Below are 24,359 nucleotides of genomic sequence, written 5' to 3' on the forward strand. Positions count from 1 at the left end.
CATCGCCCGCGACCACGAGGCAGCGCTCGCGAACCGCCCTTCACGGCAGGGAGACCCATGCTCGTAAGGAAAGCCCCGACCGGCGAACGTGCACGCACAAAGGGCCGCGCTCCGGCCGAGCCGCGCGACGCGGGAGGGGACGGCACGAGCGCGGTCCCGGCCGACCCGGCACGCGGGCGGGGCCGGTCCGGGCGCCTCGTCCGTGCCGTGACGGCCGCCGCGCTCGCACCGGTCGCCGCCGCGGCCCTGACCTCCCCCGCGGTCGCCGCACCCGGTACCGCCACCGGGGGCAAGGGACTGCGGTGGGAGGCGTGCGCCGGGGTAAGCGCGCCGGACCTGCGATGCGCACGGGTCACCGTCCCCCTCGACCACCGCCGCCCGCGCGGCCGCACCATCTCCGTCGTCATCTCCCGGCTGCCCGCCACCGACCCGGCGCGGCGCCGGGGCGTTTTGCTCACCACCGGCGGCGGCCCCGGCGGGCCGGGCGTCCCGCTGCCCGTCAGCCTCGCCCCGGCGCTGTCCCCCGAGGTCCGCGCCCGGTATGACCTGGTCGGATTCGACATGAGATTCGTCGAGCGCAGCACACCCATCGGCTGCGGGCAGCCCGAGGAGGAGCCCGGCGGGTTCTGGGTACGCCCCGCGCCCCCCGGACGCCTCCCCGCCGAAGCCGCCGAGGCCCGGCGGTACGCCGAAGGCTGCGTACGGGCCTCCGGCTGGGCCCTGCCGCACGCCACCACCGCGAACGCCGCCCGCGACATGGACCTCATCCGCGCGGCCCTCGGCGAGGAGAAGATCTCCTATCTGGGCGGCTCGTACGCGGGACTGCTCGGCACCGTCTACGGCACGCTGTTCCCCCGTCGCGTGGACCGGTTCGTACTGGACAGCCCGGTGAACGCCGACACGATCTGGCGGCCCTACGAGATGGGCCGCACCCCTGCGTTCGAGAAGGGAACGGTGGCCCTCGCCGCCTGGGTCGCCCGGCGGCACTCCGAATACGGTCTGGGGGAGACCACCGCACAGGTGCACGCCACGCTCACCGGGATCCTCGACCGGGCCACCCGAGCGCCCGTCGTCATCGGCGGTCACGCCTGGACCGTCGGCGAGCTGGGTGCCCTGCTGGTGGCCGGGATCTACGACGAGCGCACCTTCGGCGTCGTCGCCGCGGTCTTCGCCGCCGTCGCGGCCGGACGGGAGCCGTTCCTGCCGTTCCCCATCCGCCCTCCGCGGCCCGAAGGCGTGCCCGGCGTGCCCGCCGACCACCACACCGCCACCAACATCGCCTACCGCTGCGCCGACGCCCCCTGGCCGCGTGACCCGCGTGTCTACCTGCGCGACATCGCCTCCCAGCGGGACCGCCACCCGCTGTTCGGCCCGGCCAACGCCAACATCAACCCATGCGCGTTCTGGCCGCCCGCCAAGGACGAACCGGTGCGGCTCGACGGCAACCGCGCGCCGGCCGCCCTGGTCGTCGCGGCCCTGCGGGACGTGGCGGTGCCGCCGTCTGTGAGCAGGGCCGTGGCCGCGCGCATCCGCGGGTCACGCCTGGTCACGATCGACGCCCACACCCACGCCCCGTTCCCGCACTACGGGAACATCTGCCTCAACGCCACGGTCACCCGCTACCTCACCACCGGTGAACTGCCGGCCACCGACACCGCCTGCTGACCCCGCCGCCCAGCGCCCTCCTCTTGTCCGTCCTGAGCTTCCCCCAAGGTCGGGCAGTTAGCGTTTCCACAGGTCACGCAAGTCCGTTGAGGGAGCCCTGACGCGGAGCAACGAAGTGAGCTTCCCCCAGCAGTCGGACACCGGCGATCGCGCGGTTCTGAACGAATCACGGCTGGGATGGACAGGGTCAGGTGACGGATCGCGCCACCAAGGCCATGGCCTGCCGCATGGCGTTCCGTACCTCGTTGGGACCGTCGCCGCGCTGCAGCGCGGTCAGTGCGGATGCGCTGATCGCGCCCACCATCGCGCCGACCAGGGCGGAGGCGGTGATCGTGTCGAGTCTGTCGGGAAACGCCCGCTGCAGCGCCTGGGCCAGTTCGGTCTGCGCGGAGAGGTAACGCTGCAGCAGCCGGGCCTGTAGCGCCGGCACCGAGGCCGCCAGCCGCGCGCGAAGTGCGGCGAGCCCGCTGGGCAGGTCGCTGTCCCAGGTGTTGGCGATCATCTGGTCCATCGCCCGCACCAGCACCTCGGGCAGCCGTTCCCCGGCGCGGCGCTCGGCGATCGCCTGCAGCGCCAGATCGACGCGCACGTCGGCATTGGCCAGGAGCACATCCTCCTTGGCCTGGAAGTGGAGGAAGAAGGTACGGGGGGACACCTCCGCGGCGTCGGCGATCTCGGCCACGGTCACGTGGTCGTAGCCCTTGTCCTCGAACAGGAGCACCGCCGCCTCGATCAGTGCCTGCCGGGTGCGCTGCTTCTTGCGCTCTCGCAGTCCGTGTTTTTCCACCACGCAGGACAGTTTAGTTCATCTTCCGCATTGATGCATACTATGAATTGATGCATAGACTGTAGCGAGTGGATGGAGATCGTTCATGGGAAGTCTGGACGGACGCGTCGTCCTCATCACCGGGGCAGGGCGCGGCATCGGGCGGGAAGAGGCGCTGTTCTTCGCCGCCGAAGGCGCCAAGGTCGTCGTCAACGACCCCGGCGTCGCCATCGACGGCACGGGCGGCGACGCCGGGGTGGCCGCGAAGGTCGTCGAAGAGATCACTGCCCGCGGCGGACAGGCCGTGGCCAACACCGACAGCGTCGCCGACTGGGACGGCGCCCGCCACATGGTGCAGACGGCCCTGGAGTCCTTCGGCGACCTGCACGTCGTGGTCAACAACGCGACCATCGAACGCAACATGGGCCTGACCGACCTGTCGGAGGAGGACTTCGACGACGTCGTGGCCGTCAAGCTGAAGGGCACCTTCGCGGTAACACACTGGGCGGCCCGCCACTGGCGCGACCGGTATCAGGCAGGGGTCCACACCGACCGCGCCGTGGTCAACACCTCCTCCGGCTCCGGGCTGCTCAACCCGCTGCCCGCGCAGGTCTCCTATGCGGCGGGCAACGCCGGAGTCGCGGCGGTGACCACCGTGGCCGCCCTCGAACTCGGCCGATACGGCGTGCGGGTCAACTGCATCTCCCCCTCGATGGCCCGCACCCGTCTCACCGTCGCCGTTCCCGGTATGAGCCAGGAACCACCGCCGGGCCGGTTCGACCCACTGCACCCGGCCGCCGGCGCGTCTGTCGCCGCCTACCTGGCCAGCACAGCCTGCCCGTTCACCGGCCAGGTGCTGTCGGTACGGGGCGGAACGGTCACGGTCAACCACGGCTGGTCCCTCGGCGGCCACATCCACAAAGACGGGCTGTGGAGCGTGGAGGAACTGGCCGAGAAAGTGAAGGAGTTGCCGATGGACGACCCGTTCGACAAGCTCGCCCAGGCCCTGACCGGCGCACTCGGCACCGTCGGACGCGACCAACTCCAGGAGATGATCAACGCCCTGCTTGACCGGGGAGTCCACTCCGACGCGGCCTCCGCATGACGCGATGAGCCACATCCCGGACCGCGTGCTCAGTCACGCGGTCCGCTTTCCGCGACAGGTCGCCTTGGACGCGTGCGGAGGGAGTTCGTACCGGGTGCCGCATCGGGCGCGACGTCGGAACAACTGCGGCACGGAGGGCTTGATCGTGTGACGGCGCCGGCCAGATGCGCGATCCGGCTCAGCCCGCTGCCGCCCTCGCGTGAATCGGCTGGTGCCACTCCAGGGCCTCGGGAGTGTCCCGGTATTCCGTCGTCGCGCCCTCCTCTACCACGTGCGCCGCACGACACATGCCACAAGAAGACAGCCGCCTCGGCTCATTGGTTTACAACAACCTCAACAGTTCACAGGGATGCTCACCAACGGGAGACAGCAGGCACAGAGGGACACATAAAGATCTCCCCCTTTGACCGGTGGATTGTAGAGCCCCATGAAGACATACACGAAATAGGTTAATTTCGGACTTATAGTGCAAATCTAGCAAATTTTCGCAAGTTGCATGATTCTCGCTCGACACGAGAGAGCCGGATGGGATAAAACACCTCTGAACTTTCCCAGGAGTGGCCGACACTCGCCGCGCTTTCCCTCCTGAACGGAGCCCGGTGAACCAGCAAATGCCGGCAACCGCCGCTCTCCGACCGCTCACCGCTGAAGATCCGCCGCAGATTGGCCCGTATCGCCTGGTGGGGCGTCTCGGAGCAGGCGGTACGGGAGTCGTCTTCACAGGTATTGACGCTCTTGGAGTCTGACCCGGCGCGGGAGCACCGAGGAAACATCATGCGCTCGACCTGGAGTGGATCATCGAAGAAAAACGACGAACCGCGCAGGCTCCCGACCCTGCGGACCGGCGTTGTCGGAGTCTGTCACCGTGCCGCAGCTATTAATTCCCAAAAATGAGTAATGCTGCGGCCTTCACGGCGTATCTAATGGGGTGAGGGGGCCCGTATCGCACACCTCGGGCCGTCCGCGTCAGCGATCTTGAGGAGAGTAGTCGCCGTGTCGCATTCTCCGGAGCCCACCTACAATTATGCCCTTCCAAGGGCGTTTCCCTTCTACATCACGTGCGACGTTTCCCACTCGATGCACGCCCCCCGCGAGGACGGCAGGCAGACTCCGTTCGACATCCTTTCCAACTGTGTCGGGGAGCTGCTCTTTCAGCTCGAGGCCGGTGATCCGGGGGTGAGCGAGGCCGCGCACGTGTCCATCGTGGCCTTCCATGACAGGGCCGACGTGGTGCTCCCGCTCACCCGCCCCTGTGACGCGAGCAACATCCCCGCGCTGCCCAAGGGCGGTCAGACCAATTACGAGCAGGTGTTCCTGACCCTGCGGCAGCTCATCCAGGCCGACTGCGCCCGCCTGGCCGGGCAGTACCAGCTCAAGGCCCCGGTGGTCTTCTTCATCACCGACGGCGAGCCCTTCGTCGGAAAAGGCCGCCAGCCTGCCGAGGTCTGGTTGCCCGCCCGTGCCAGGCTGACCGACCCCGCGTTCCCGCACCGCCCGCACATCACGGCGATGGGCTTCGGCCAGGTCACCGAGCAGACACTCTGCCAGGTGGCGACATCCTTCCGGAACAACCCGTTGGCGTACGTCGCGGACGAGTCGATCCAGGCGGTCAAGGTGGTAGCGGCGATAGCCCAGGCGGTCCAGGACAGCATCGGCAGCTCGATCAGGAATTCCGACTTCGTGATCCCGATTCCGGCCGGCATGCGCCGGCTCCCGTGCGGAGGCTCCTGATGGGCCCACCGGGCCGGGTCCGTACCAGCGCGGTCGCCACCCTCGTCATCGGGTTCGCCGTCGCCGGCTGCGGCGGGTCCGGCGACTCGGGACGGCAGATCATCGTCAACGCGCGGGCGGGAGAGCGTGAACAGCTCGTCGCCGAGATCTACGCCGCCGCGCTCGACCGGGCCGACGTCGACGGCGTCGCCAAGAAGGTGGCCGAGATCGCGGACTACACGAAGCAGTCGGGCGACGCACGGGTCGCCATCGACTACGAACTCGACGTGCTCATGGCCGCGTCGCCGGCCCCGTCGACGCCGGACGACCAGCGACTCCCCACAGCCCTCCCCGGGCACACGCTCGTGAGCAGGACGGCGATCCAGAGCCGCGCGGTGCTTGCCGTGTCCCCCTCGCTGCAGCGGGACGTCCGGACGGTTGCCGAATTCGCGCAGAAGTACCAGAACGATACGACCCGGGTCACTGTCCTGGTCCCGCCGGAGTTCAGCGTGTTCAACCGGGCACTGACCGACCGGGGACTCGCCGTCAGCGGTCAGGCGGACTTCGACGCCGCCGCCCTGACACAGTCCGGTTTCACGGGAGGCGCGATCGTCCCGGCCGGCTCGAAGAAGGGGGACCTCGTCCCGCTCGAAGACCCGGACAACATCCTGCCTCCCCGGACGCTGAGCGTGTTCGCCGGCGACCAGGTCGCCGAGAGGGCTCCTGAGGCCGAGCGGGTGCTCCAGGAGGTGACGGACGTACTCACCCCGCAGGTCGTCGACCGTCTGCTCACCGAGGTGAGGAACAACGGGAAGAAACCGGCCGACGTGGCGAGGGACTGGGCGGGCGACAACGTGTCGACGTCGTCCGGGTTCCCTCCGGCACAGACGATCCTGGCCCTGTTGCTGGGCGGGGCAGCAGCGTTCACCGCGCTCTACCTCCTCGGCTGGCGTCCCGCGACGACCGCCGCGCGTGGAGGGAGGCGGCCGCACGTGGCGTCCCCCGACGCGCCGCGGTCCGTTGTCACGCAGGACACCCGCGTGGTCGTCGGTCCCGAGCCCAGGCGGATCGCCGTGCACCTGCCCTGGAGCACCACCTCGGCCGATGCCGGGCTTGCACTCGACGGAGGCCTGGTCAAGGGCACGACGGTGCGCGCCGCCACGGTACGGGGCCGCACGCACAGCTTCCGCGGCGAGACCCGGCAGGACGCGTACGGCGTGCGGCTCAGCGGCGACGAGCGCTGGGTCATCGCGGTCGTGGCCGACGGCCTGGGCAGCGCGCGCCACGCGGAGATCGCGTCCACGGTCGCCGTCAGGGCCGCGCTGGACGGGATCGACTCCGCGTTGCGGTCCGGTGAACGCCCGCAGAGCTGGGACTGGAAATCCGTGCTCGCCCACGTGTCCGACACGGTCCGGCGGACCACCGAGTCCCTGGGCGCGCCGCGGCCGGGCACCAATACCGAACGCACCCCTTCCGCACGACCCGGGACCACTCTGACCGTGGCCGTCCTCCCTTCGGAGGGAGAGGGGCAAGCCGTGTGCGCCGCCGTCGGCGACTCCCCGGCCATCCTCGTCACCGGCGGCCGGTGGCAGGCGTTGGCGGGCGAAGGAGGAGGCGACAACGTGACGGCGGCGATCCCGGGCGACCTCGCCGACATCCAGGTCCAGATGTTCTCGTGGCGCGCGGGTGACCTGCTGGTGCTCAGCAGCGACGGCTTCGCCGCGGGCGTCGCGGGCGGCCGGACCCCGCTGGCCCAGCGGCTGTCCCAGACCTGGCGAACCCCGCCGAGCCTGGTCGACTTCGTCCGGGAGGTCGACTTCCGCCTCTCCACCTTCGACGACGACCGGACGGTGGTCGCGATCTGGGCCGGACGCCACGATACGGCCGTGCCGTGACGGATCTTCCGATGATCGTCCACGTCGGCGAGCTGACATTCACCGGGGAGGGGCCGGCGCTCCGCGACGGAGGGCAGACGGACGGACTGCGGCTCTGCATCGCCCCCGACCGGCGCACCTACCTGTTCAAGAGGTACAAGTCCGAGACCGCCGACGAGGTGCGCGTCCCCGCACTGCATTCCATGATCCGCTGGCGCAGGGAGCTCCCGGACGAGGAGCGTGCGGTGCTGGACGAGAGGTGCGCCTGGCCGATCGCCGTCGTCGGCACGCCCGCCAGGGCCGAGGGCATCCTGATCAGGCTCGCCGAAAGGTCGATGTTCGAACAGCGGACCTCCGGCTCGGGTGAGGCGACCGAGACCCCGCGTCACCTCGACGAGCTCACCCGGAGCCCGGACCGTGCGAGGCGGATCGCGCAACGGTACGAGGTGAAGAAGGCCTACTACGAGCCGCCGTACAAGCTGGCCGTGCTCGGTGAGCTGCTGGACACCGTCACCTGGCTGCACCAGCACGGGTACGCGGTCGGGGATCTGCAATTGCGCAACGCCGTCTTCACGATCGATCCGCGCCCCAAGGTGTACCTCCTCGACTGCGACTCCTGCGTGCCGCTCATGGGTGAGGGCGCGATGCCTCCTGTCGACCCGGAACAGTGGAAGCTTCCGGTGGAGCGGCGTGGGGTGGCCTTCGACGTGACCTCGGACCACTACAAGTTCGCCTGGGCGGTGGTGCGCTGCGTCCAGGAGACGGTCGAAACCTGGCAGCCGGATCCGGTGGTCCTCCGAAGGGTCATGCCGTCGGCCCTCGCCGACACGCTCATCGAGTGCAGCCGTACCCTGCCGCCGCCCGGTGTGCGGGAACGGCTCCGAGAGGCGGCCGCGGTGTGGCCGAGGATGGTCATCGGGGAGCGGCTCTACGTCAACGTGGACGGCTTCATCAAGAAGCCCTGGCCGACGGGCGAGTCGGCCGTGACGCCGGCCCCGATCACTGCCACGCCTCCGGTGCCGGCCACCTCGGCAGGTTCGGGAGGAGAAGCGAAGTGGGCGGTCGTGGCGGTGGCCGTGCTGATCGTGCTCTTCTTCCTCGTCATCGCTCTGGGTAAGTGACCTCGTTCAAGGGGAGTGAATCGAATGTCAAGCACCAGCCGTGTTCCGGGCGTCATGACCGCACCCCCCGCGGAGTAGCCGATGCTTCGCCACCTCTCGATGCTCGCCGTGTCATTGGCCGTGTTCACAAGCCCGGTGCTACCGTCCCCCACGCCGACCGTGCCCGGCGGCTGTGAGCCACCCGACGTACGGCGTCAGGAGCTCCAGGTGGCGAGAGACACGCTTCTGAACGTGCCGGACGCGGACATCGACATTCAGGTGATTCCCCAGACCCTCCTGCCGACCTCGACGTCCTACGTCATCGACTACGTGGTGGAAAACTGCTCGGCGGACCGTGGCATCGCCGCCCGGGACAACGTCGTCTACACGGTCATCCTCGAGGTCGGCCCGAAGGTCCCAGATGTGCGAAATCTTTCCCGCGCCGACGCCGAAACCGTCCTCGATGCCGCTGGCCTGGGCAAGGACCCGCGGCCGGCGAGCGCGAGCGCCGACTGGAAGGTCGCCGGCCAGGATCCGCCCGCGGACCAACTGGTGAGCTTCGGCACGACCGTGCGAATAGACCTGGTCTCCCCGAATCCGCCCCCGCCCGAGGTCATCACTCCTGCACCACCGCCAGTGAAGCCGGGGTCCCAGGTGACCGTGCCGTCGCTGATCGGACTCGGCCCGGCAGTGGCCAGGTTGCAGCTCTCGGAGGTCGGCCTGGTGCTCCGCGTGGATCCCGATTCGCCCGAGACGGGGTCGATCAGCAGCCAGGATCCCGTGGCCGGCAGCCAGGTCTCCGAGGGCACGACCGTGACGGTGTCGCTGCAGAAGGCGGTGACGGAGCCGCCGAACCCGGGCGAGACGGTCCCTGGAGAGCCCCCTGGGACCGACAATGGCTCCTCTTCACCGCTGATCCCCGTAGCGCTCGTAGGGATCGTGCTCCCGGGACTGGCAATCGCCCTCATCCTCGTCCTCGTCGCCCGGACCCTGCGGGCCCACCCTGCCGTACGAACAAGCGATCCGCACCAGGCCCAGTCCCGGCCACCGTCCCAAACCAAGCCGTATCCCCAGGTCCCGCCCCAAACCCAGCCCCAGCGGGTGCCGTCGATCCACTGCGATCCGCACCCCGATCCCACCCCGCGCCTGGAGATTCGCCTGACCGGCTCTCCGCCGCCTGGCGCGGCCCCGTCCGCCCCGGTGCCGGACATTCGGGTGGAACTGTTCGCGGACCCCGGCCGCCAGGAACTAAGAGAGGTCGTATCGTGACAGTCCACATCGAAACCGAGCCGGGCACTGCCGATCTCCTGCTCTTCCCGGACCCGAGAAACGCGACGGCGGAGCTGTCGCGGGCCCTCGACACGCACCGCACGCTTGAGCGGGTCGAGGACGGCCCCCAGCGAGCGGGGTCGGCCTTCCGCGGCGCGCTCAACAGCAGGGTCGCCGACGCGGGCGGCGAACTGCTGCGCGGCATCGAACTGGGCACGGTCCTGCTCGGCGGCTGGCTGCAGTACCGGGAGCTGGGGCTCGCCGCACGCAGAAGCGTCGAACAACCCGGAAGCACCGAAATAGTGCGCCTGGACGGACACACGATCACGTCAAAGCACGCCCCCTACGTCGACGTGTACGTCGAGGGTCAGTACGTGGCCCGCATCGGCTTCGGCATCGACCTGGAGTTCGGCGTCGGCCTGCTCCAGGCGAGCATTCGCAACGGTCGCCTGATGAGCCTGCGCGCGGGCGACTGCTCGGCGAGCATAACGTGGAGCGTGGAGGGCTTTCCGGTGGCCCAGAACACGGCGAGACTCACCATGCCACTCCAGCTCAGGCTCGGTGACGGGATCCGCCTCGTCGGCACGGACGCATCGCAACCATGACCGCGTCACCGCCGATCCGACCGCCGTTCGGGTGGTCCAGCAGGCCCGGAACCTAGTGTCCTGCGCCTGAAATTTGCCGCATAAGTTTGTATGCTGATGCGCGTGTCACGCCCAGGGCCCTCCGCAGTGGAGATTCAGCTGACCGAGGCCGAGCGTGCTCGGCTGAGCGCCATGTCGGCGGAGTCGTCGAGATTGGCGATCCGGGCGAAGATCGTGCTGGCGTGCGCCGAGCCCGGGACGAGTAACGCGCAGGTGTCACGAGAGCTGAAAACAGCGCTGGCCACGGTGCGTAAGTGGCGTGCGGCGTTCGCCCGCGGCGGCCTGGACGCCTTGGCCGACGAGACGCGTTCCGGGCGGCCGAAGTCAGAGCTGACAGTGACCGACACCGAGCGGGTGACGCTGCGGCGGTGGGCGCAGCGCAGTAAGTCCTCGCAGGTCCTGGCGATGCGCTCGAAGATCGTGCTGGCGTGCGCGGACGGCAAGGACAACAAACAGATCGCCGCCGAGCTGCGGGTGCATCCGGACACGGTGTCCAAATGGCGCACCCGGTTCCTGCGCCTGAGACTGGACGGCCTTATCGACGAGGCACGGCCGGGCCGGCCCCCCTCGATCACCCTGGACCAGGTGGAGCAGGTCGTGGTGGCAACGCTGGAACAGACCCCCACCGGCGCCACGCACTGGTCGAGGACCTCGATGGCCCGGCGCAGCGGACTGTCCAGGTCGACGATCGGGCGGATCTGGCGCGACTTCGGGCTCAAACCCCACCGGGCCCAGACCTTCAAGCTGTCGAGCGATCCGTTGTTCGTGGAGAAGGTCGTCGATGTGGTCGGGCTGTATCACAATCCGCCCGAGCGCGCGGTGGTGTTGTGCGTGGATGAGAAGTCCCAGATCCAGGCCTTGGACCGCTCACAGCCGGTGCTGCCGATGATGCCGGGCATGCCCGAGCGCCGCACCCATGACTACGTACGCAACGGGATCACCAGCCTGTTCGCCGCGTTCAACATCGAAGACGGGACCGTCATCGGCGAGCTGTACCGCCAGCACCGCGCCGCCGAGTTCAAGAAGTTCCTCATCACGATCGACAAGACCGTCCCGGCAGGGTTGGACATCCATCTGATCTGCGACAACTACGGCACGCACAAGACTCCGGCAATCAAAGCGTGGCTGGCGCGTCACCCTCGATTCCACATGCACTTCACCCCGACCGGCTCCTCGTGGATCAACCAGGTCGAGCGCTGGTTCGGTTTCCTGACCGACCAGCTGATCAGGCGCGGAGCCCATAAGAGCGTGCAGGCCCTGGAAAAGGACATCCGCACCTGGATCGACCAGTGGAATGACAACCCGCGTCCGTTCGTATGGAAGAAGACCGCGGAAGAGATCCTCGAATCCCTCGCTAGATATTGCCGACAAATTTCAGGCGCAGGACACTAGTGACCCGTCTCTGAATGTTGGCGGGGTTATTTTGGGACAGGTGCTGCTCCCGATCGGAGGGGCCAGGGCAACGTTGTATGCAGGGCCACTCGCTCCGGGATCTGACGGTGAGGTCTCAAACCCGCCAGCCCATGGCCGTAATTGCTGCTGGACTGGGCGCGTGTCCACCACCTCTACCTCTACCGCCGCCTCTGCCGTGCCGACACGATCACCGCTGATCGGTTGGCTGGCTGTTATTTCAGTGATGTTGGGGATCTTCTCGATCGTTACCGCCGAGATCTTGCCGATCGGCCTGCTGACGTCCATCGGGTCCAGTTTCGACATCTCCAACGGTGCAGCGGGCCTGATGATGACGATTCCCGGCATTCTGGCCGCGATCGCCGCCCCGACGGTCACCGTCGCGACCGGGCGATTCGACCGGCGTTTGATGCTGTGCGCCTTGATGCTCCTTTTGGCCATCGCGAACTTCCTCGCGGCTGCCGCACCGGCCTACTGGGTCATGGTGATTTCCCGAGTTCTGGTCGGGCTGGTCATCGGTGGTTTCTGGTCGATCGGCGCCGGTATTGCCGTACGGCTGGTGCGAACGGAGCGGGTCGGTACGGCGACTGCGGTGATCTTCTCCGCCGTCCCGCTGGGATCCGTACTCGGTGTACCCGCGGGCACCCTCATTGGGCACCTCGCGGGCTGGCGGATGGCCTTCGTCGTCATGGGGGTGATGACGGTGGGGGTGTTTCTCGCGCTGATCGTGCTGGTGCCACCGCTGCCCGCCGTCCAGGTGACGCGGTTAACGGTCCTGGGCGACCTCTTCCGCAGTGCCGGTGCCCGTGTCGGGCTTGTTCTGACGTTTCTCATAGTGATGGCCCATTTCGGGACCTACACCTATGTGACTCCTTTCCTGCAGCAGGTCACCCAGGTAAGCCCTGGTCTGATCACCACGTTCCTGCTCGCGTACGGCATCGCCGGCATCATCGGCAATTTCATCGCGGGCGTGACGGTGACACATGGCCTGCGGGCCACGTTCGTCGTCAGCGGCTGCATGCTCGCCGGCGCAACCCTGCTGCTTCCGGTCCTTGGCAGGGGATATATCGGCGCGATCGTGCTGCTCATTGTGTGGGGGTTGGCCTACGGCGCCATCCCGGTCTGCTCGCAGACCTGGTTCTCCACCTCGGCCCCCCACGCGCCGGAGGCGGCCTCCATTCTCTTCACCTCATCCTTCCAGGCCACCATCGCCATCGGCGCTCTGCTCGGAGGTGTCGTGGTGGACGCGACTTCCCCATCGACCGTCATGGTGCTCGGTGGAGCGATCGCGATCCTCATGGTGCTGACGGTTACTGTCGGCCGAGCCGTACCCGAAGCGGCATCACCACGTTCAGCCGTGAAGTGATCGAGGGTGTCAACGACGTCCGAGTCCTCCCCAATCGGCATAATCACGCACGCAGACAGCAGCAGCATGACCGACGGGTCGACGCCTCACCGACGGTGTAGTGCATCGCGATCTGGGAAACGATCACTCTCGATCTGGTGGCCCGTCACGCAGCTTTGGCCAGATAACTGGTCCAGCTTCGGATGGGCGAACTGGCAGCGAAGTTCGTCGGCGCTCCCCCCAAGGCCGGGTAGTTAGGGTTTCTGGCCTGCCGGCAAGGGGCGGGGGGAAGCCGTGGTCGCGGTGTAGATGCCGTGGCCGATCTTGCGGATGAGGCCGCGTTCGGCCCAGCGAGACAGCTGCCGATACATCGTGTTCAGGGTGATGTCGCCGAGGTGGAGGGCGATGTCGCGGGGGTGCCAGAGCCGGTCGGGATGTTCGTGGATCAGTGTCAGGACGCGGTGGTGGCGGCGCTTGTTCGAGGTGGTGTGCCGGTCGTCGCGGGAGGCGGTGGGGAGTGTGTGCGGGGGATCGAGGAGGGTGATATCGAGGCTGGTGACGGCGCGGCTGCGATCGGGTCTGCCCGTCGGGGAGGCGTTCTTTGTAGCGGGACATGGGTGACGTGACCTTGCGGGTGCTCACGCGCGGGCGGCGTGGTGGGAGCAGGGTGGTCAAGGTGGCGTGGCCGATGGCGCCGACCAGGTCCGTCCCGTCGGTGATCACACCGGTGGCCTGGAGGACTTGGTCGCGGGCGGTCTGGAAGGCGATGGTGAAGGAGCAGCGGTCGGGGTCGGTGCCGGGGCGGGACTCGGCCGCGTCCACCATCACCGTGCGCAGCAGTTGGTAGAGCGTGAGCAGGGCCCACATCTCCTGTTCCAGGCCGGGGCGGTCGCCGGAGCGCAGGACGCGGCCGTTCATGATCGTGTGACGGAGGGCGTAGTAGGCCGATTCGTGTTCCCACCACTGGTGGTAGAGGTCGACCAGGGCCGTCGCCGATCCGGCGCAGGATGGGAGTGCGCCGGTTACCGCGCAGTCGGCCCAGGACCTGCGCGCCGGTGGCCCTCACCTCGGCCAGGAAGTCGTTGCTGTGGAAGCCCTTGTCCCACAACGCCGGCACGTCCGGGGTCAGTAGGTGTAACAGTCGCCGGGCATAGCTCCTCTCGCCCTCGCTGATCGGGCCGAAGACCGCGCCGATCACGGCGCGAGTGCCGGTCTCCACCAGCGTCATCAGCTCCAGCAGGGGGTAACCGCCGTGCCCGACCGAGCCGAGCCATGCCTGGTTACGGGCGGTGTCGGGGGCCTTCAGCGAGCTGCAGCCATCGAAGGAGACCGGGCGATAGGCGCCGAACCTCGCACCTGGTGTTCGACGCCCGGCCAACGGCCCGGACACGACCTCGAACAATCGGCGCATCGACACGCTGCCGACCCGTGAGGGTAGGTCCCGCAGGCGGCGCTGCACGGTTCGGGTCTCGTCCAACACCGCGTCGACCGGCTCGAACGGCACCAGCGCGGTCAGCTCCCCGAGGTGCCCGGGCGCGAACACGCCCTCGGCTACCGTGACAAGACGGGTGACGGCAGACTGTGCGGACAGCGGAGTCTCCTCACGAAGAGCGATCTTGGTCGAAAGCCCTTCTACCGGAGCTCCGCTCCTTCGTTCATGCCCCGTTCACTCAGCGAGACGCCCTTGCGCCGCAGCTCCAGGCTCTAACTACCCGGCCTTGGGGGAGGGCCCCTCTTTTACACCGCATCTCGGACGCGACCCACGTCAACAAGTCGCGCGGCAGCAGCATTCGGCATACCGTCAGCGCACGCCAGAACGATCCGGGCCCGCTCGGCCGCTCTCCGGTCCCACGACCCCGCCCGACGCACCAACTCGGCACGCTCGTCCTCAGACAGCGAGATCACCACGGCAGAAGGCCCAGGATGCGACACCCGAAAATGGCAGCAACTTACCCTCTGGATTTGCGGCGCATCACACTAGTGCTTAACCTGGGCAACCGTGCAATTGAGGCTTCACCGCAGGTCGGAGGGGGAGAGGGCGGACGAGTCGGCCTGTAGGCCGGGTTCTGATCCGGCCTGCCCCTGACCGGCGGCTGGAGTCAACCCATAGCGCCTCCCCCAAGCCGGTGCGCTTCAACGGCCGGCAACCGCTCCGCCCACCCGACCCGGGGGTGGGGCGGATGCCCAGCGGCCCGAACTCGTCGAAGGCCGCGGCGGCTTGGCCTGTCGGGTCGTTGAAGCAGTCAGTCGACCAGATGCGATGGGACCTCCAGGTGCGAGACTCGGACGGTCACTTGACGGCTCCTTGCATCAGCGCCTTGACGAAGTTGCGCTGGAAGATCAAGAAGATCACCAGCGAAGGCAGGATGATCAGCAGGGATCCGGCGCAGAGCAGCACGATGTCGGTGCCGTACTGCCCCTGGAAGGCGCCCAGCCCGCCGGCCACGGTGCGCTTCGTCGGGTCGTCGACAAGGACGAGGGGCAGCAGATACTGGTTCCAGCTGGAGAGGAAGAAGAGCACGGATAGTGCGGACCACGCCGGGGTGGCCAGCGGCAGGTGGATGCGGCGGAACGTCTGCCAGGTGTTGGCGCCGTCGACTTTCGCGGCTTCGGCGAGCGCGGGCTCGGTGCCGAGGAAGTGTGCGCGCATCCAGAAGACGCCGAATGGCATGAGCAGTCCGATGAGCGGCAGGATGATCGCCAGCCGCGTCCCGAGCAATCCCATGCTGCGCAGGTCGTAGTACAACGGTGTGATCAGCGCCTCGAACGGCAGGGTGAGTCCGACGAGGAGAAGACCGTAGATCGCCTTACCGAAGGGCACGTTCAGCTGGGCGAGGGCGTAGCCCGCGGCGGTGGCCATCGCGACCGTGGCCGGTACGACGCCGAGCACGATGAGGGTGCTCGAGCGGAACAGCGCGACGAAGTTCGCCGCGCTCCACGCATCGACGAAGTTGTGCCAGTGCGGGTCGCTGGGCCAACTGAGGCCTTGCGGCGTGCTGCCCGGCGGTGCCAGTGCCGTGGTGAACATGCTCAGCAGCGGTACCACGGCGAACAGCATCAGCGCGAGAAGGATCCCGGTGCGCGTTACTCGATGGGCGAGGCCCGATGTGGTCATTTCTCCCTCCCGAGACGCTGGATCGGCCAGATGACCACCAGCACGACGACGGCCAGGAACACCGCGAGCGCCGAGGCCTGGCCGACGTGCTGCTGCAGGAACGTCAACCGGTAGATCTGCACGCCGGGCACCATCGTCTGATAGCCGGGACCGCCTTGCGTCGCGACCTGGACGACGTCGAAGCTCGCCAGCGCGGCGATGATCGTGAACGTCGTGCACACGACGAGTTCGCGCCGCAACCCGGGCAGCGTCACGGCGAAGAACTCACTGACCCGCCCGGCCCCCTCGAGCCGGGCCGCCTCGTACAGCGCCGGGTCGATCTTGCCGATGCCCGCGAGCAGCAGCACTGTGCAGAAGCCGAGCATGACCCAGACCCCGATCACACCGACTGCGGGCAGGGCGAAAGTGAAGTCGCCGAGCCAGGCCCGCGTGTACTGATCGAGGCCGACCGCGCGCAGGACCTGATTGACCAGGCCGTCCGAGGAGTACATCCACGTCCACGCGATACCGGCCGCGACCAGCGGAAGCACCTGCGGGACGAACAGTACGACCCGGGCGGTGGTGCTGAACGCGCCGGGTTTCAGTTCGCGGATGAACGACGCGGCGACCAGACCGAGCCCGACCGGCAGGACCGTGTAGAACACGACGAGGACGAACGCGTGCACCACCGATTGCAGTAGCTCCGGCTGGGTGAAGATCGCTTTCCAGTTGTCCAGTCCGGCAGGCGTCGCCGGGCCGATGCCGTCCCAGTCGTAGAACGAGTACTGCACGGACTGGAGCATCGGGAACAGCACGAAAACGCCGTACATGCCGAACGCCGGCACAACCCAGAGCAGCGCGCTCCAACTCCGCCGCCGGCGTGCCGCAGGAACGCTCGACGGGTCGGTCACAGCCGCAGCCTGCCGCATCGCCTCCGGGGCCGGGACGGACGGCGCCGCATCGCCCCTGGGTCGGCTCGCCGCGATCATCGCCCGAGATCGCGTTCGTAGTCGGACTGCACCTTGGCCGCGAACGCCTCGGGCGTCGTCTTGCCGGCCAGCAGCAGCTGCGTTTGCGGGACGAGGCTGTTGACGTGGATCGAAGCCGTCGCATCAGCCATGAAGCCGACCAGCCCGTTGCTCTTCAGCAACTCCTGGAACGCGTTGACGGTGGCGGCGACCGCCGACCCCTCGGGCGCGGTCGAAGCCGGCGCGTCGGTCGGTCCCGCCGGTACCAGCCCGCCGAGGGTGATCGTCTCCTGCCGCGCCTGCTGGTCCGTCTGCACGAAGTCCAGGAACGCCGCCGCCACGTCCGCGTTCTGTGACTTCGCCGGAATCCCCAGGTTGGCGGCGGCGGTCATCGCGTACGACGGCCCACCGGCGACGTCGGGCGGGAACAGGAAGAAGCCGAACTGACCGGGTGCGGTCTTGTCGAGGTTCGGGGCCTGCCAGTTGCCGCTCGGGAAGAACACGCCGTTGCCCTTGATGAACTCGGCCGGCGCCCGGGTCTGGTCGATGTCGTTCGCGTCGGCCGGCAGGTATCCCGCCTGTCCCCAGCGTTGCAATGTCGTGGCGCCCTTGACTGTCGCCGCGTTGTCAATGCTCGCGCCGGGCTTGGTGTAGTTCCAGTCCTGGACGGCTTGCGCGTCACCGGCGTAGGAGATCATCAGATTCTGCAGCGGATAGACGCTGCCGCCGTCCTTGCCGTTGGTCATGATCGGCTGGAGCCCGGCGTCCTTCGCCTTGGCGAGCAGCTGCTCGAACTCGGCGACGGTCGCCGGTGGCCGCGTCATCCCGATCCGCTGCGCGAGCGCCTTGTTGTAGTACACCCCGGTCAGGCCGAAACCGGCACCCGCGGCGTACAACGAGCCCGTCCCCCGCTGTGTGCCGTCCGGGCCGACACGGGTGGAGGCGAACTGCGACTGCGGCCACGCGTTCCACCCATAGGCCTCCACATACGGGTCGAGGCTGAGCAGCAGGTGGTCCTTGGTCAGGTTGCCGAGCTGCGGCACGCGGACGAGGTCGGGCACGTTGTCCCCGGCGAGAGTGCGCGCGATGGTCGTGGTCAAGGTGGCGTAGTCCTGGTTCTCGACCTTGACGGTCACGTTGCCGTGCTTGGCGTGGAACAGCTTGCCGAGTGCGGTGTAGAACGGGACGTCGACGCCGCTGGTGACGAGCAGCTTCAGGGTGACCGGTTCGCTTCCGATACTGGTGGAGACCGGCTTGGACGGTACCGGGCCGGCTTCGGAGGTGCCGCCGGGTGCGCAGGCGGCCAGCAGCAGGGCAGCCGCGGCGACCCCGGTCGCCCGGAGGTTCCGGCGGTAATGGATCAGCGATCGCACGGGAAGTCCTTAAGGCTCGATGGTGCGGGTTGACTGGAACGCGCGGCGTACCGCGTCGCCTGCCTTGCCGGCGGCGTGGTGCGCGTCGGTCATCACGGCGAACATCTCGAAGAAGCCATGGATCTGCCCCGCGTACTCGATCAGCTCGACCGGCACGCTGGCCACCCGCAGACGCCGGGCGTAGTCCTCGGCCTCGCCACGGAGGAAGTCGTGCTCGGCCGTGATGATCGTCGCGGGCGCGACACCGCGCACGGATTCAGCGTGCAGGGGGGATGCATACGACGCCGTGCGGTGTGCCGGGTCGGGAACGTACGTCGCCCAGATGTGCTGGAGCCGACGGTAGGTATTGGGGCCAAAACCCGGCTGGCCCGCGAAGGTCTCGTACCGCCGCCGGAACGCGACCTTGTAGTCGGTGTTCTCGAAGCTGTCGAGTACCGGGTAGACGAGGAGCTGGGCGGCCAGTCGAACACCTTCGTCACGTGCTTTGAGCGCAACAGCCGCGGCGAGGTTGCCGCCCGAACTGTCTCCACCGACAGCCACGCTGCCGAAGTTGCGGCGTGCCCATGCGACGGCTGTCCAGGTGTCGTCAAGGCCGGCTGGAAACGGGTGCTCGGGCGCGAGCCGGTAGTCGATGGACAGCACCCCGCACCCGGCCCGGTTCGCGAGTTCCCGGGCGACGCCCTCGGCGGTGTCGAGGTCTCCGTGAATCCAGCCGCCACCGTGTGCCCAGACCAGCACCTCCTGTTCCCCGCCCTTGGGCCGGTAGAGCCGGGCCGGTACGCCGTCCGCGTCGACCGACTCGACGGAGGCAACCGGCGCAGTCTCACCGGTCACGGCCAGCACCTTCGCACGTGCGTCCGCCCGCACGGCCGCGATGTCGGCGGCCCACGGGTCGGGCGATGATCCGGAGTTGTCCAGGAAGGCCTGAACCTGCTTGTGCGGCCGCGGCGGAGTGTCTCCCCCGCGGACGGCCGGGATTCCCCGCCGGGAAGCTGCACTCATTCGATCGCGCCTCTCGCCAAAGTTAAGACTGAGCACTCAGTCGGTTTCGCCGAGGTTACCGAGTGCTCAGTCGGTTTGTCTATGCTTGCCTATGACCCGCCCCGACCATCGTGAGGAGATCAACCGTGTCCCCTGCCCAGAAGCCCAAAACCTCAGCGAAGGGCCTCGAGACACGGGATCGCATCGTCGACGTCGCCGTACGATTCATCGCCCGCAACGGAGCGCGCGGCACGAGCCTCGCCGACATCGCGGCCGAGGCCGGCGTGTCACAGACCGGGCTGCTCTATCACTTCCGCAGCAAGGAGGCGCTGCTCAACGCCGTCATGGATCGGCACCTGGCCTTCTCCGAGCAGTGGCTGTGGGGCGAGGGACCCGACCCCGGCATCAAGATCGTCGACATCATCGCCAAGCACATGGCCAGCTGGCCCAGCCAGCACGACAGCAAGGTGGCCAGCCTGCTCGGCATGAACACCGTCGTCCTCGGCGAAAACGTCAGCCCCGACACCGAACTCCACCAACGGCTGGTCGATGGCTACCGAACAACGATCGACCGCGTGACGGCAACCCTGCGGTCCGCACAGGAGCGCGGCGAGATGCGGGAGGACATCGACCCACAGCTCAAAGCAATGGAGATCATCGCTTTCTGCTCCGGCATCGAGGCCGCGTGGCTGGTGGACCCGAATATCCCGGTCGCCGCGGCAGCCGCCCAATGGGCCGCACAGCAGACCAGGCAGTTAGCGACCGGGCCGGCGACGGCCTGACGACACGCCACCGGGAATCCGGCAATCATCGAATTGTTCACGGGGCCGCGCTGCCGGCGAGCGAGGCCCCTCTCTGCTCTCCCGGACTGCGGCCAGTGCGGGTGCCATTAACGAACGTGTCACCAGCCCCAGTGCGCCACGAAGCGCTGATCTGTCCGTGCGGAGGTGAAAGACCACCGCTGCTCTGCCGTCGTGGTGGCGGAGCGAAGCTGGAGGCAGCCCAACCCTGGAATCGCTGGGGAGGGCGGGAGCAGCCTCGACAAAGTCGGGTCGGCCTGGCACTACCGGAGGGGCCGGGCCCGGTGAGCGAGACGAGAAGGTATACGCGAGGAACCGGTGTCGTTACGCCTCTTGAGGTGACGCCAGCTCAAACCCGGTGGATATGGGCTGGTCAGCGGTGCGCACTCGTCCCCTCATCGCGGGGCGGGGAACTCCTGGCCGGGCATTGGGGCGCTCGGTCGGGAGGCCATGGTGAAAGACCACGGCGTAGCCATGGCGAGGCCGCAGGGGTATAGCCGGGTGCCTAACTCGTCGAACGGACAGCAGTGAACGTGGGAACCCCCGCGCCCCCTCCTCTTCGACCTTCCAGCCAGGAAGGCGGGCGGGGATAGGTGCGATGTCCGCCGAAGGGCGCGGGTGGGACGGAGCCGTCGTAGTACTCCGAGCCGGGGAGAGCCCGGCACATGGGGAAGGACGGCAGCGTGTCGCGCAAGGAGAAAAGTGCAATGTCCGAAGATGCGGCGGTGAATACCGACGCCGGGAGATGGCCGGACGTTGATCCGGCTTTCTTCGCGGTACGGAGGATGCAGATCAAGTTGCACCGTTGGGCGACCGATGATCTCGGTCGCCGGTTCGGTGACCTGTTCAACCTCGTCTATGACCGGGCGTTTTTGGTGCACGCGTGGGAACGCGTGTCCTCCAACGCCGGGGCACGGACCGCGGGCGTCGACCGGGCCACGGTGGCCTGGATCGAGACCCGGATCGGGGTGGAGACTTTCCTGGAGGAGATCCGCAGCTCGCTGAAGTCCGGCGGGTTCAAACCGGTCGAAGTGCGGCAGGTGATGATTCCCAAGGCGAGCGGCAAGCTTCGCAAGCTGGGCATCCCCACCGTCGCCGACCGGATCGTCCAGGCCAGTCTCAAGGCGGTGCTCGAACCCATCTTCGAGGCGGATTTCCTGCCGTGCTCATATGGGTTCCGCCCTAACCGGCGGGCGCATGATGCGATTGCCGAGATCTACCATCTGGCTTCGGCTCCCTCGAATCACACCTGGGTGCTGGAGGCGGACATCACGGCGTGTTTCGACGAGATCGACCACACGGCGTTGATGGATCGCCTGCGGGTGAGGATCAAGGACAAGCGGGTCTGCGCGCTGGTCAAGGCGTTCCTGAAGGCCGGGGTCATGACGACTACCGGAGATCGGGAGGAGACACCGGCGGGAACCCCGCAAGGCGGGATCCTCTCCCCGCTGCTGGCCAACATCGCCCTGTCGGCGCTGGATGAACACTTCGACCGGCAACGACGAGAGCAGATGGGAACCAATTATCAGCGGGTCAAACGCAGGAAGAACGACCTGGGCAACTGGAAGCTCGTCCGGTTCGCCGATGACTTCGTCGTCATGGTGAGCGGGGAGCGCCGGCACGCCGAGGCTTTGCGCGAGGAGGTGGCGGCCGTGCTCGCTCCGTTGGGGCTGCGGCTGTCACCGGAGAAGACCCGCGTGGTCCACATCGATGAGGGCTTTGACTTCCTCAGCTTCCATATCCGCCGGATGCGGAAGAGAGGGACGAACAAGCACTACGTCTACACCGTGGTGTCCAAGAAGGCGATCCAGTCGATCAAGGACAAGGTGAAAGCGAAGACCTACAGGTCAACCCGCCATATGAGCCTGGCCGAGCTGATCGGCAATCTCAACCGGCTCTTGCGCGGGTGGGCGAACTACTTCCGGCACGCGGTGGCGAAAGATGTGTTCAACGCGATCGACTCCTTCACCTGGCGTCGCGTCGCGAACTGGATCTTTCGCAAACACTCGCTGCTCAGCCGTCAGGAAATGCGCCGCAGATTCTGCCGACCGGGCACCTGGAAGATCGTTCATGACGGCATCGAGCTCACTGGCGCTGCCAGCGTGAAGGTGACCCGATACCGCTACCGGGGGCACAGCATCGCAACCCCCTGGACCCCGACACCGGCAGCCGCTACAGCCAGCGGCTGACCAACGGCCACGACATGTGGAGAGCCCGGTGCTTCGAGAGGAGCACGCCGGGTTCGGCGGGCGGGCCGGGGAAACGGACTGATCGCAAGGTCAGCACCGCGCCCCGGTCCGACCCAACACCACGGATGATCACGACTGATTGTGTGCCTGTATTGGCAACTTCGCCGGGATAGATCACTTGACCTGGAACGCGCGCCCTTACCTGGGCCGGGGTCGTCTACGTCGCGTTCGTGGGCTGGTCGGCGGCGATGACCAGGCGGGCCAAACTCATCCTGGACGCCCTGGACATGGGTTGTGGCGGCGCGACCGTGCCGGGACGCCGGCCGGTCCGGGTCTGGTGCATCACTCCGACGCCGGCAGTCAGCTTAGGTTCAAGCCGTCGGCTGGAGGTGAACGAGAATCATCCAGTTGTCCTCGTCCTTCGTATAGGTGGCCCGGACCCTGTACCTCCCAGGATCGAGATCGATGACGAGCAGATCGTCGGGCTCCAACTCAGCGCCGGGGATCGCAGAGTCGAAGAGCACTACCGGCTCTCGTACCTCCCAGATCAAGTCCTCGTCATCATCCCAATCCGCTTCACCTGCCAGGGCTCGCCTGGCCGCCACGATCAGCTCGGCCTCGGAGTCAGCGCCGACCCAGCGCACGAAGAGACGCTCGGTCGCCAGGTAAGTCGTCATGGCCGGCTCGTCGTCGAGGACAAGGGCGTGCTGCGCACCAACGACAACAAGGCCGATGTAGCCCTCAACAGCACAAGCGCGACCGTAGTCACCCCACGTCTCTACTGGGCCGTCGTTGTCATCCACACCCGCCCAGTTCTTCAGCTCGGACTCAGGGACGGCGATCAGCGGCCCTCCCGCACTCTGAACCCAGGTGTGAAGCACTGACGGCCTCGCTTCCATCGGTACATCCTCAGAAAGAATCTTGCCGCTCGTTCGTGATCACACGACGTCCCTCCCCTGGGCTTCCCCAGGGAAATCAAATGTCGTAGATCTGATCCGTCATGGCGACCAGCCTGCAGTGATCTTCTAGAAAGTGTTCCGAGCTGGTCTTTTGGCGTTCGCTGGTTCTCATCGTTTCGCGCTGCTTCTCGTACCCATGTGCCCTGGGTGTGCCCTGCCCTCGTAGATCTGAGTGATCTCCGATGCCACAGCATGTCACCTGGGAAAACGACTCGATCATGTAGCTGAGCAGGGATTACGCCTGTGGTCATCTCGCGTCACTTCTCGCTGGTTTCGACGCTCCCACGGAACAGCGACGGAACGAGGAGCCTCATCGACCAGACGGCCACGGCCGATCAGCCCGTAGGTTCATCGGGCGCAGACGGCCTAACTCCTCGGAGAACTCCCGCTCGCCGATCTCATACGGAGCGAACTCATCGAGATCCAACTGAGCGTAGGTCAAGCCGCCGTACCGGTCCTCGTCGTGCTCCGCGTCGTAGGCGATCACTGTGCCATCGGCGTAGACCTCGACCTGCACATGGGCGTACCCCTCGCCATCGAGCTCCAGATAGAACGTGGACGTCCCCCAACTCGCGTACTCGTCTCCCCGGTCCTCGTCCCACCCTCGCCGGAAATACCTCACTCCATCAGCTTCCTTCAACCGCGTTACCCTGGCCGGAGATGAGAGGGTATCCGTGAGCGCAGAAGCCTGGCACCGGCTCCGGCCACAGCTCATGCTCGGGCAGAGGCTACAGGGAACCGTCCTGCCCGCTCCGTGGCCTGCCGGGGTGACCGGAATCTTCGTAGACCTCCGCCTCCCCGTGGTCGGCTTCGTGGACGTCCTCCTCCTGCCGCACGACGCCGAGCGCTGGCCAGCGTCTGAAACCGTGACCCAATTCGAGATCTGGTGGATGGACGACCGACCACAGATCCGCCTCAAGCCTGTGGATCCGGCCTATCTCCGCGATGACTTCGACGAGTGGGTCATGAGGCTCCAGGGGTCAAAGTGACACCCGCTTCAGGAGAGCGGTGAGAGGTTGTCCCGTAGCTCGTAGAACTTGATGTGGCGGTCCCCGCCTCGCGGCCTACCTGATGGTAGGTCTCGAGCAACTACCACATCACTCCGAG

The 24,359-nt window shown here is 67.4% G+C and carries 21 protein-coding genes and 1 pseudogene; 14 read left to right on the forward strand and 8 right to left on the reverse strand.

The annotated features are described in order from the left end of the window. Window positions 1-57: 57 nt before the first annotated feature. A complete protein-coding gene (locus AB0B96_RS19590) occupies window positions 58-1,665 on the forward strand; it encodes an alpha/beta fold hydrolase (protein ID WP_362900417.1) in 1,608 nt (535 codons plus the stop codon). 187 nt (window positions 1,666-1,852) lie between these two features. On the opposite strand, the gene AB0B96_RS19595 is transcribed toward AB0B96_RS19590, so the two are convergent. Next, window positions 1,853-2,455 carry a helix-turn-helix domain-containing protein gene (locus tag AB0B96_RS19595; protein WP_362900419.1) on the reverse strand — a complete coding sequence of 201 codons (603 nt, stop codon included), beginning with the start codon at window positions 2,453-2,455 and terminating at the stop codon, window positions 1,853-1,855. An 82-nt stretch (window positions 2,456-2,537) separates the two neighbouring features. Between AB0B96_RS19595 and AB0B96_RS19600 the strand changes: the two genes are divergently transcribed. From AB0B96_RS19600 to AB0B96_RS19645, 10 genes are all read left to right on the forward strand, one after another. After that, a complete protein-coding gene (locus AB0B96_RS19600) occupies window positions 2,538-3,536 on the forward strand; it encodes an SDR family NAD(P)-dependent oxidoreductase (RefSeq protein WP_362900421.1) in 999 nt (332 codons plus the stop codon). 993 nt (window positions 3,537-4,529) lie between these two features. Continuing rightward, a complete protein-coding gene (locus AB0B96_RS19605) occupies window positions 4,530-5,267 on the forward strand; it encodes a vWA domain-containing protein (protein ID WP_362900423.1) in 738 nt (245 codons plus the stop codon). After that, a complete protein-coding gene (locus AB0B96_RS19610; RefSeq protein ID WP_362900425.1) occupies window positions 5,267-7,141 on the forward strand; it encodes a protein phosphatase 2C domain-containing protein in 1,875 nt (624 codons plus the stop codon). The genes AB0B96_RS19605 and AB0B96_RS19610 overlap by 1 nt, the downstream gene beginning before the upstream one ends. Then, a complete protein-coding gene (locus tag AB0B96_RS19615; protein ID WP_362900427.1) occupies window positions 7,138-8,241 on the forward strand; it encodes a hypothetical protein in 1,104 nt (367 codons plus the stop codon). Before AB0B96_RS19610 ends, AB0B96_RS19615 begins: the two co-directional genes overlap by 4 nt. Window positions 8,242-8,448: 207 nt before the next feature. After that, window positions 8,449-9,489 (forward strand): PASTA domain-containing protein, encoded by a 1,041-nt coding sequence (locus tag AB0B96_RS19620; protein ID WP_362900429.1) that lies wholly within the window; start codon window positions 8,449-8,451, stop codon window positions 9,487-9,489. Continuing rightward, entirely contained in the window at window positions 9,486-10,094 is a 609-nt protein-coding gene (locus AB0B96_RS19625; RefSeq protein ID WP_362900431.1) for a hypothetical protein, read from the forward strand. Before AB0B96_RS19620 ends, AB0B96_RS19625 begins: the two co-directional genes overlap by 4 nt. A 126-nt stretch (window positions 10,095-10,220) precedes the next feature. Next, a complete protein-coding gene (locus tag AB0B96_RS19630) occupies window positions 10,221-11,525 on the forward strand; it encodes an IS630 family transposase (RefSeq protein ID WP_362900433.1) in 1,305 nt (434 codons plus the stop codon). A gap of 160 nt (window positions 11,526-11,685) precedes the next feature. After that, complete coding sequence (locus tag AB0B96_RS19635; protein ID WP_362900436.1) at window positions 11,686-12,909, forward strand: MFS transporter; 1,224 nt, start codon at window positions 11,686-11,688, stop codon at window positions 12,907-12,909. 293 nt (window positions 12,910-13,202) lie between these two features. After that, complete coding sequence (locus AB0B96_RS19640; RefSeq protein ID WP_362900465.1) at window positions 13,203-13,514, forward strand: hypothetical protein; 312 nt, start codon at window positions 13,203-13,205, stop codon at window positions 13,512-13,514. Continuing rightward, window positions 13,502-13,735 carry a hypothetical protein gene (locus AB0B96_RS19645; protein WP_362900467.1) on the forward strand — a complete coding sequence of 78 codons (234 nt, stop codon included), beginning with the start codon at window positions 13,502-13,504 and terminating at the stop codon, window positions 13,733-13,735. Before AB0B96_RS19640 ends, AB0B96_RS19645 begins: the two co-directional genes overlap by 13 nt. Before the next feature lie 174 nt (window positions 13,736-13,909). On the opposite strand, the pseudogene AB0B96_RS19650 reads toward AB0B96_RS19645, so the two are convergent. From AB0B96_RS19650 to AB0B96_RS19670, 5 genes and pseudogenes are all read right to left on the reverse strand, one after another. Next, a pseudogene (locus tag AB0B96_RS19650) lies at window positions 13,910-14,431 on the reverse strand (transposase domain-containing protein); the annotation flags it as partial. Window positions 14,432-15,178: 747 nt separating this feature from the next. Then, complete coding sequence (locus tag AB0B96_RS19655; RefSeq protein WP_362900438.1) at window positions 15,179-16,003, reverse strand: carbohydrate ABC transporter permease; 825 nt, start codon at window positions 16,001-16,003, stop codon at window positions 15,179-15,181. After that, window positions 16,000-16,893, reverse strand: a complete 894-nt coding sequence (locus tag AB0B96_RS19660) for a sugar ABC transporter permease (protein ID WP_362900440.1) — start codon at window positions 16,891-16,893, stop codon at window positions 16,000-16,002. The genes AB0B96_RS19655 and AB0B96_RS19660 overlap by 4 nt, the downstream gene beginning before the upstream one ends. A 74-nt stretch (window positions 16,894-16,967) precedes the next feature. Beyond that, window positions 16,968-18,323, reverse strand: coding sequence for an extracellular solute-binding protein (locus tag AB0B96_RS19665; RefSeq protein ID WP_362900442.1), 1,356 nt, complete (start codon window positions 18,321-18,323; stop codon window positions 16,968-16,970). A 9-nt stretch (window positions 18,324-18,332) separates the two neighbouring features. Next, entirely contained in the window at window positions 18,333-19,325 is a 993-nt protein-coding gene (locus AB0B96_RS19670; RefSeq protein ID WP_362900444.1) for an alpha/beta hydrolase, read from the reverse strand. Between the two features lie 125 nt (window positions 19,326-19,450). Between AB0B96_RS19670 and AB0B96_RS19675 the strand changes: the two genes are divergently transcribed. Continuing rightward, a complete protein-coding gene (locus tag AB0B96_RS19675) occupies window positions 19,451-20,086 on the forward strand; it encodes a TetR/AcrR family transcriptional regulator (RefSeq protein ID WP_362900446.1) in 636 nt (211 codons plus the stop codon). A gap of 701 nt (window positions 20,087-20,787) precedes the next feature. Continuing rightward, window positions 20,788-22,293 (forward strand): group II intron reverse transcriptase/maturase, encoded by a 1,506-nt coding sequence (gene ltrA, locus AB0B96_RS19680; RefSeq protein ID WP_362900448.1) that lies wholly within the window; start codon window positions 20,788-20,790, stop codon window positions 22,291-22,293. A gap of 371 nt (window positions 22,294-22,664) precedes the next feature. Here ltrA and AB0B96_RS19685 read toward each other — a convergent pair whose 3' ends face one another. Both AB0B96_RS19685 and AB0B96_RS19690 read right to left on the reverse strand, forming a co-directional pair. Further along, window positions 22,665-23,192: an Imm21 family immunity protein gene (locus AB0B96_RS19685; RefSeq protein WP_362900450.1), complete on the reverse strand. Its 528-nt coding sequence runs from the start codon at window positions 23,190-23,192 to the stop codon at window positions 22,665-22,667. Window positions 23,193-23,562: 370 nt separating this feature from the next. Then, window positions 23,563-23,874, reverse strand: a complete 312-nt coding sequence (locus AB0B96_RS19690; RefSeq protein ID WP_362900452.1) for a hypothetical protein — start codon at window positions 23,872-23,874, stop codon at window positions 23,563-23,565. A gap of 52 nt (window positions 23,875-23,926) precedes the next feature. Here AB0B96_RS19690 and AB0B96_RS19695 point away from each other — a divergent pair, with 52 nt between their 5' ends. Continuing rightward, window positions 23,927-24,241, forward strand: a complete 315-nt coding sequence (locus AB0B96_RS19695) for a hypothetical protein (protein ID WP_362900454.1) — start codon at window positions 23,927-23,929, stop codon at window positions 24,239-24,241. Window positions 24,242-24,359 lie beyond the last annotated feature (118 nt).

The organism is Streptosporangium sp. NPDC049046 (assembly GCF_040649155.1).
In the GTDB taxonomy this organism is placed as follows: Bacteria; Actinomycetota; Actinomycetes; order Streptosporangiales; family Streptosporangiaceae; genus Streptosporangium.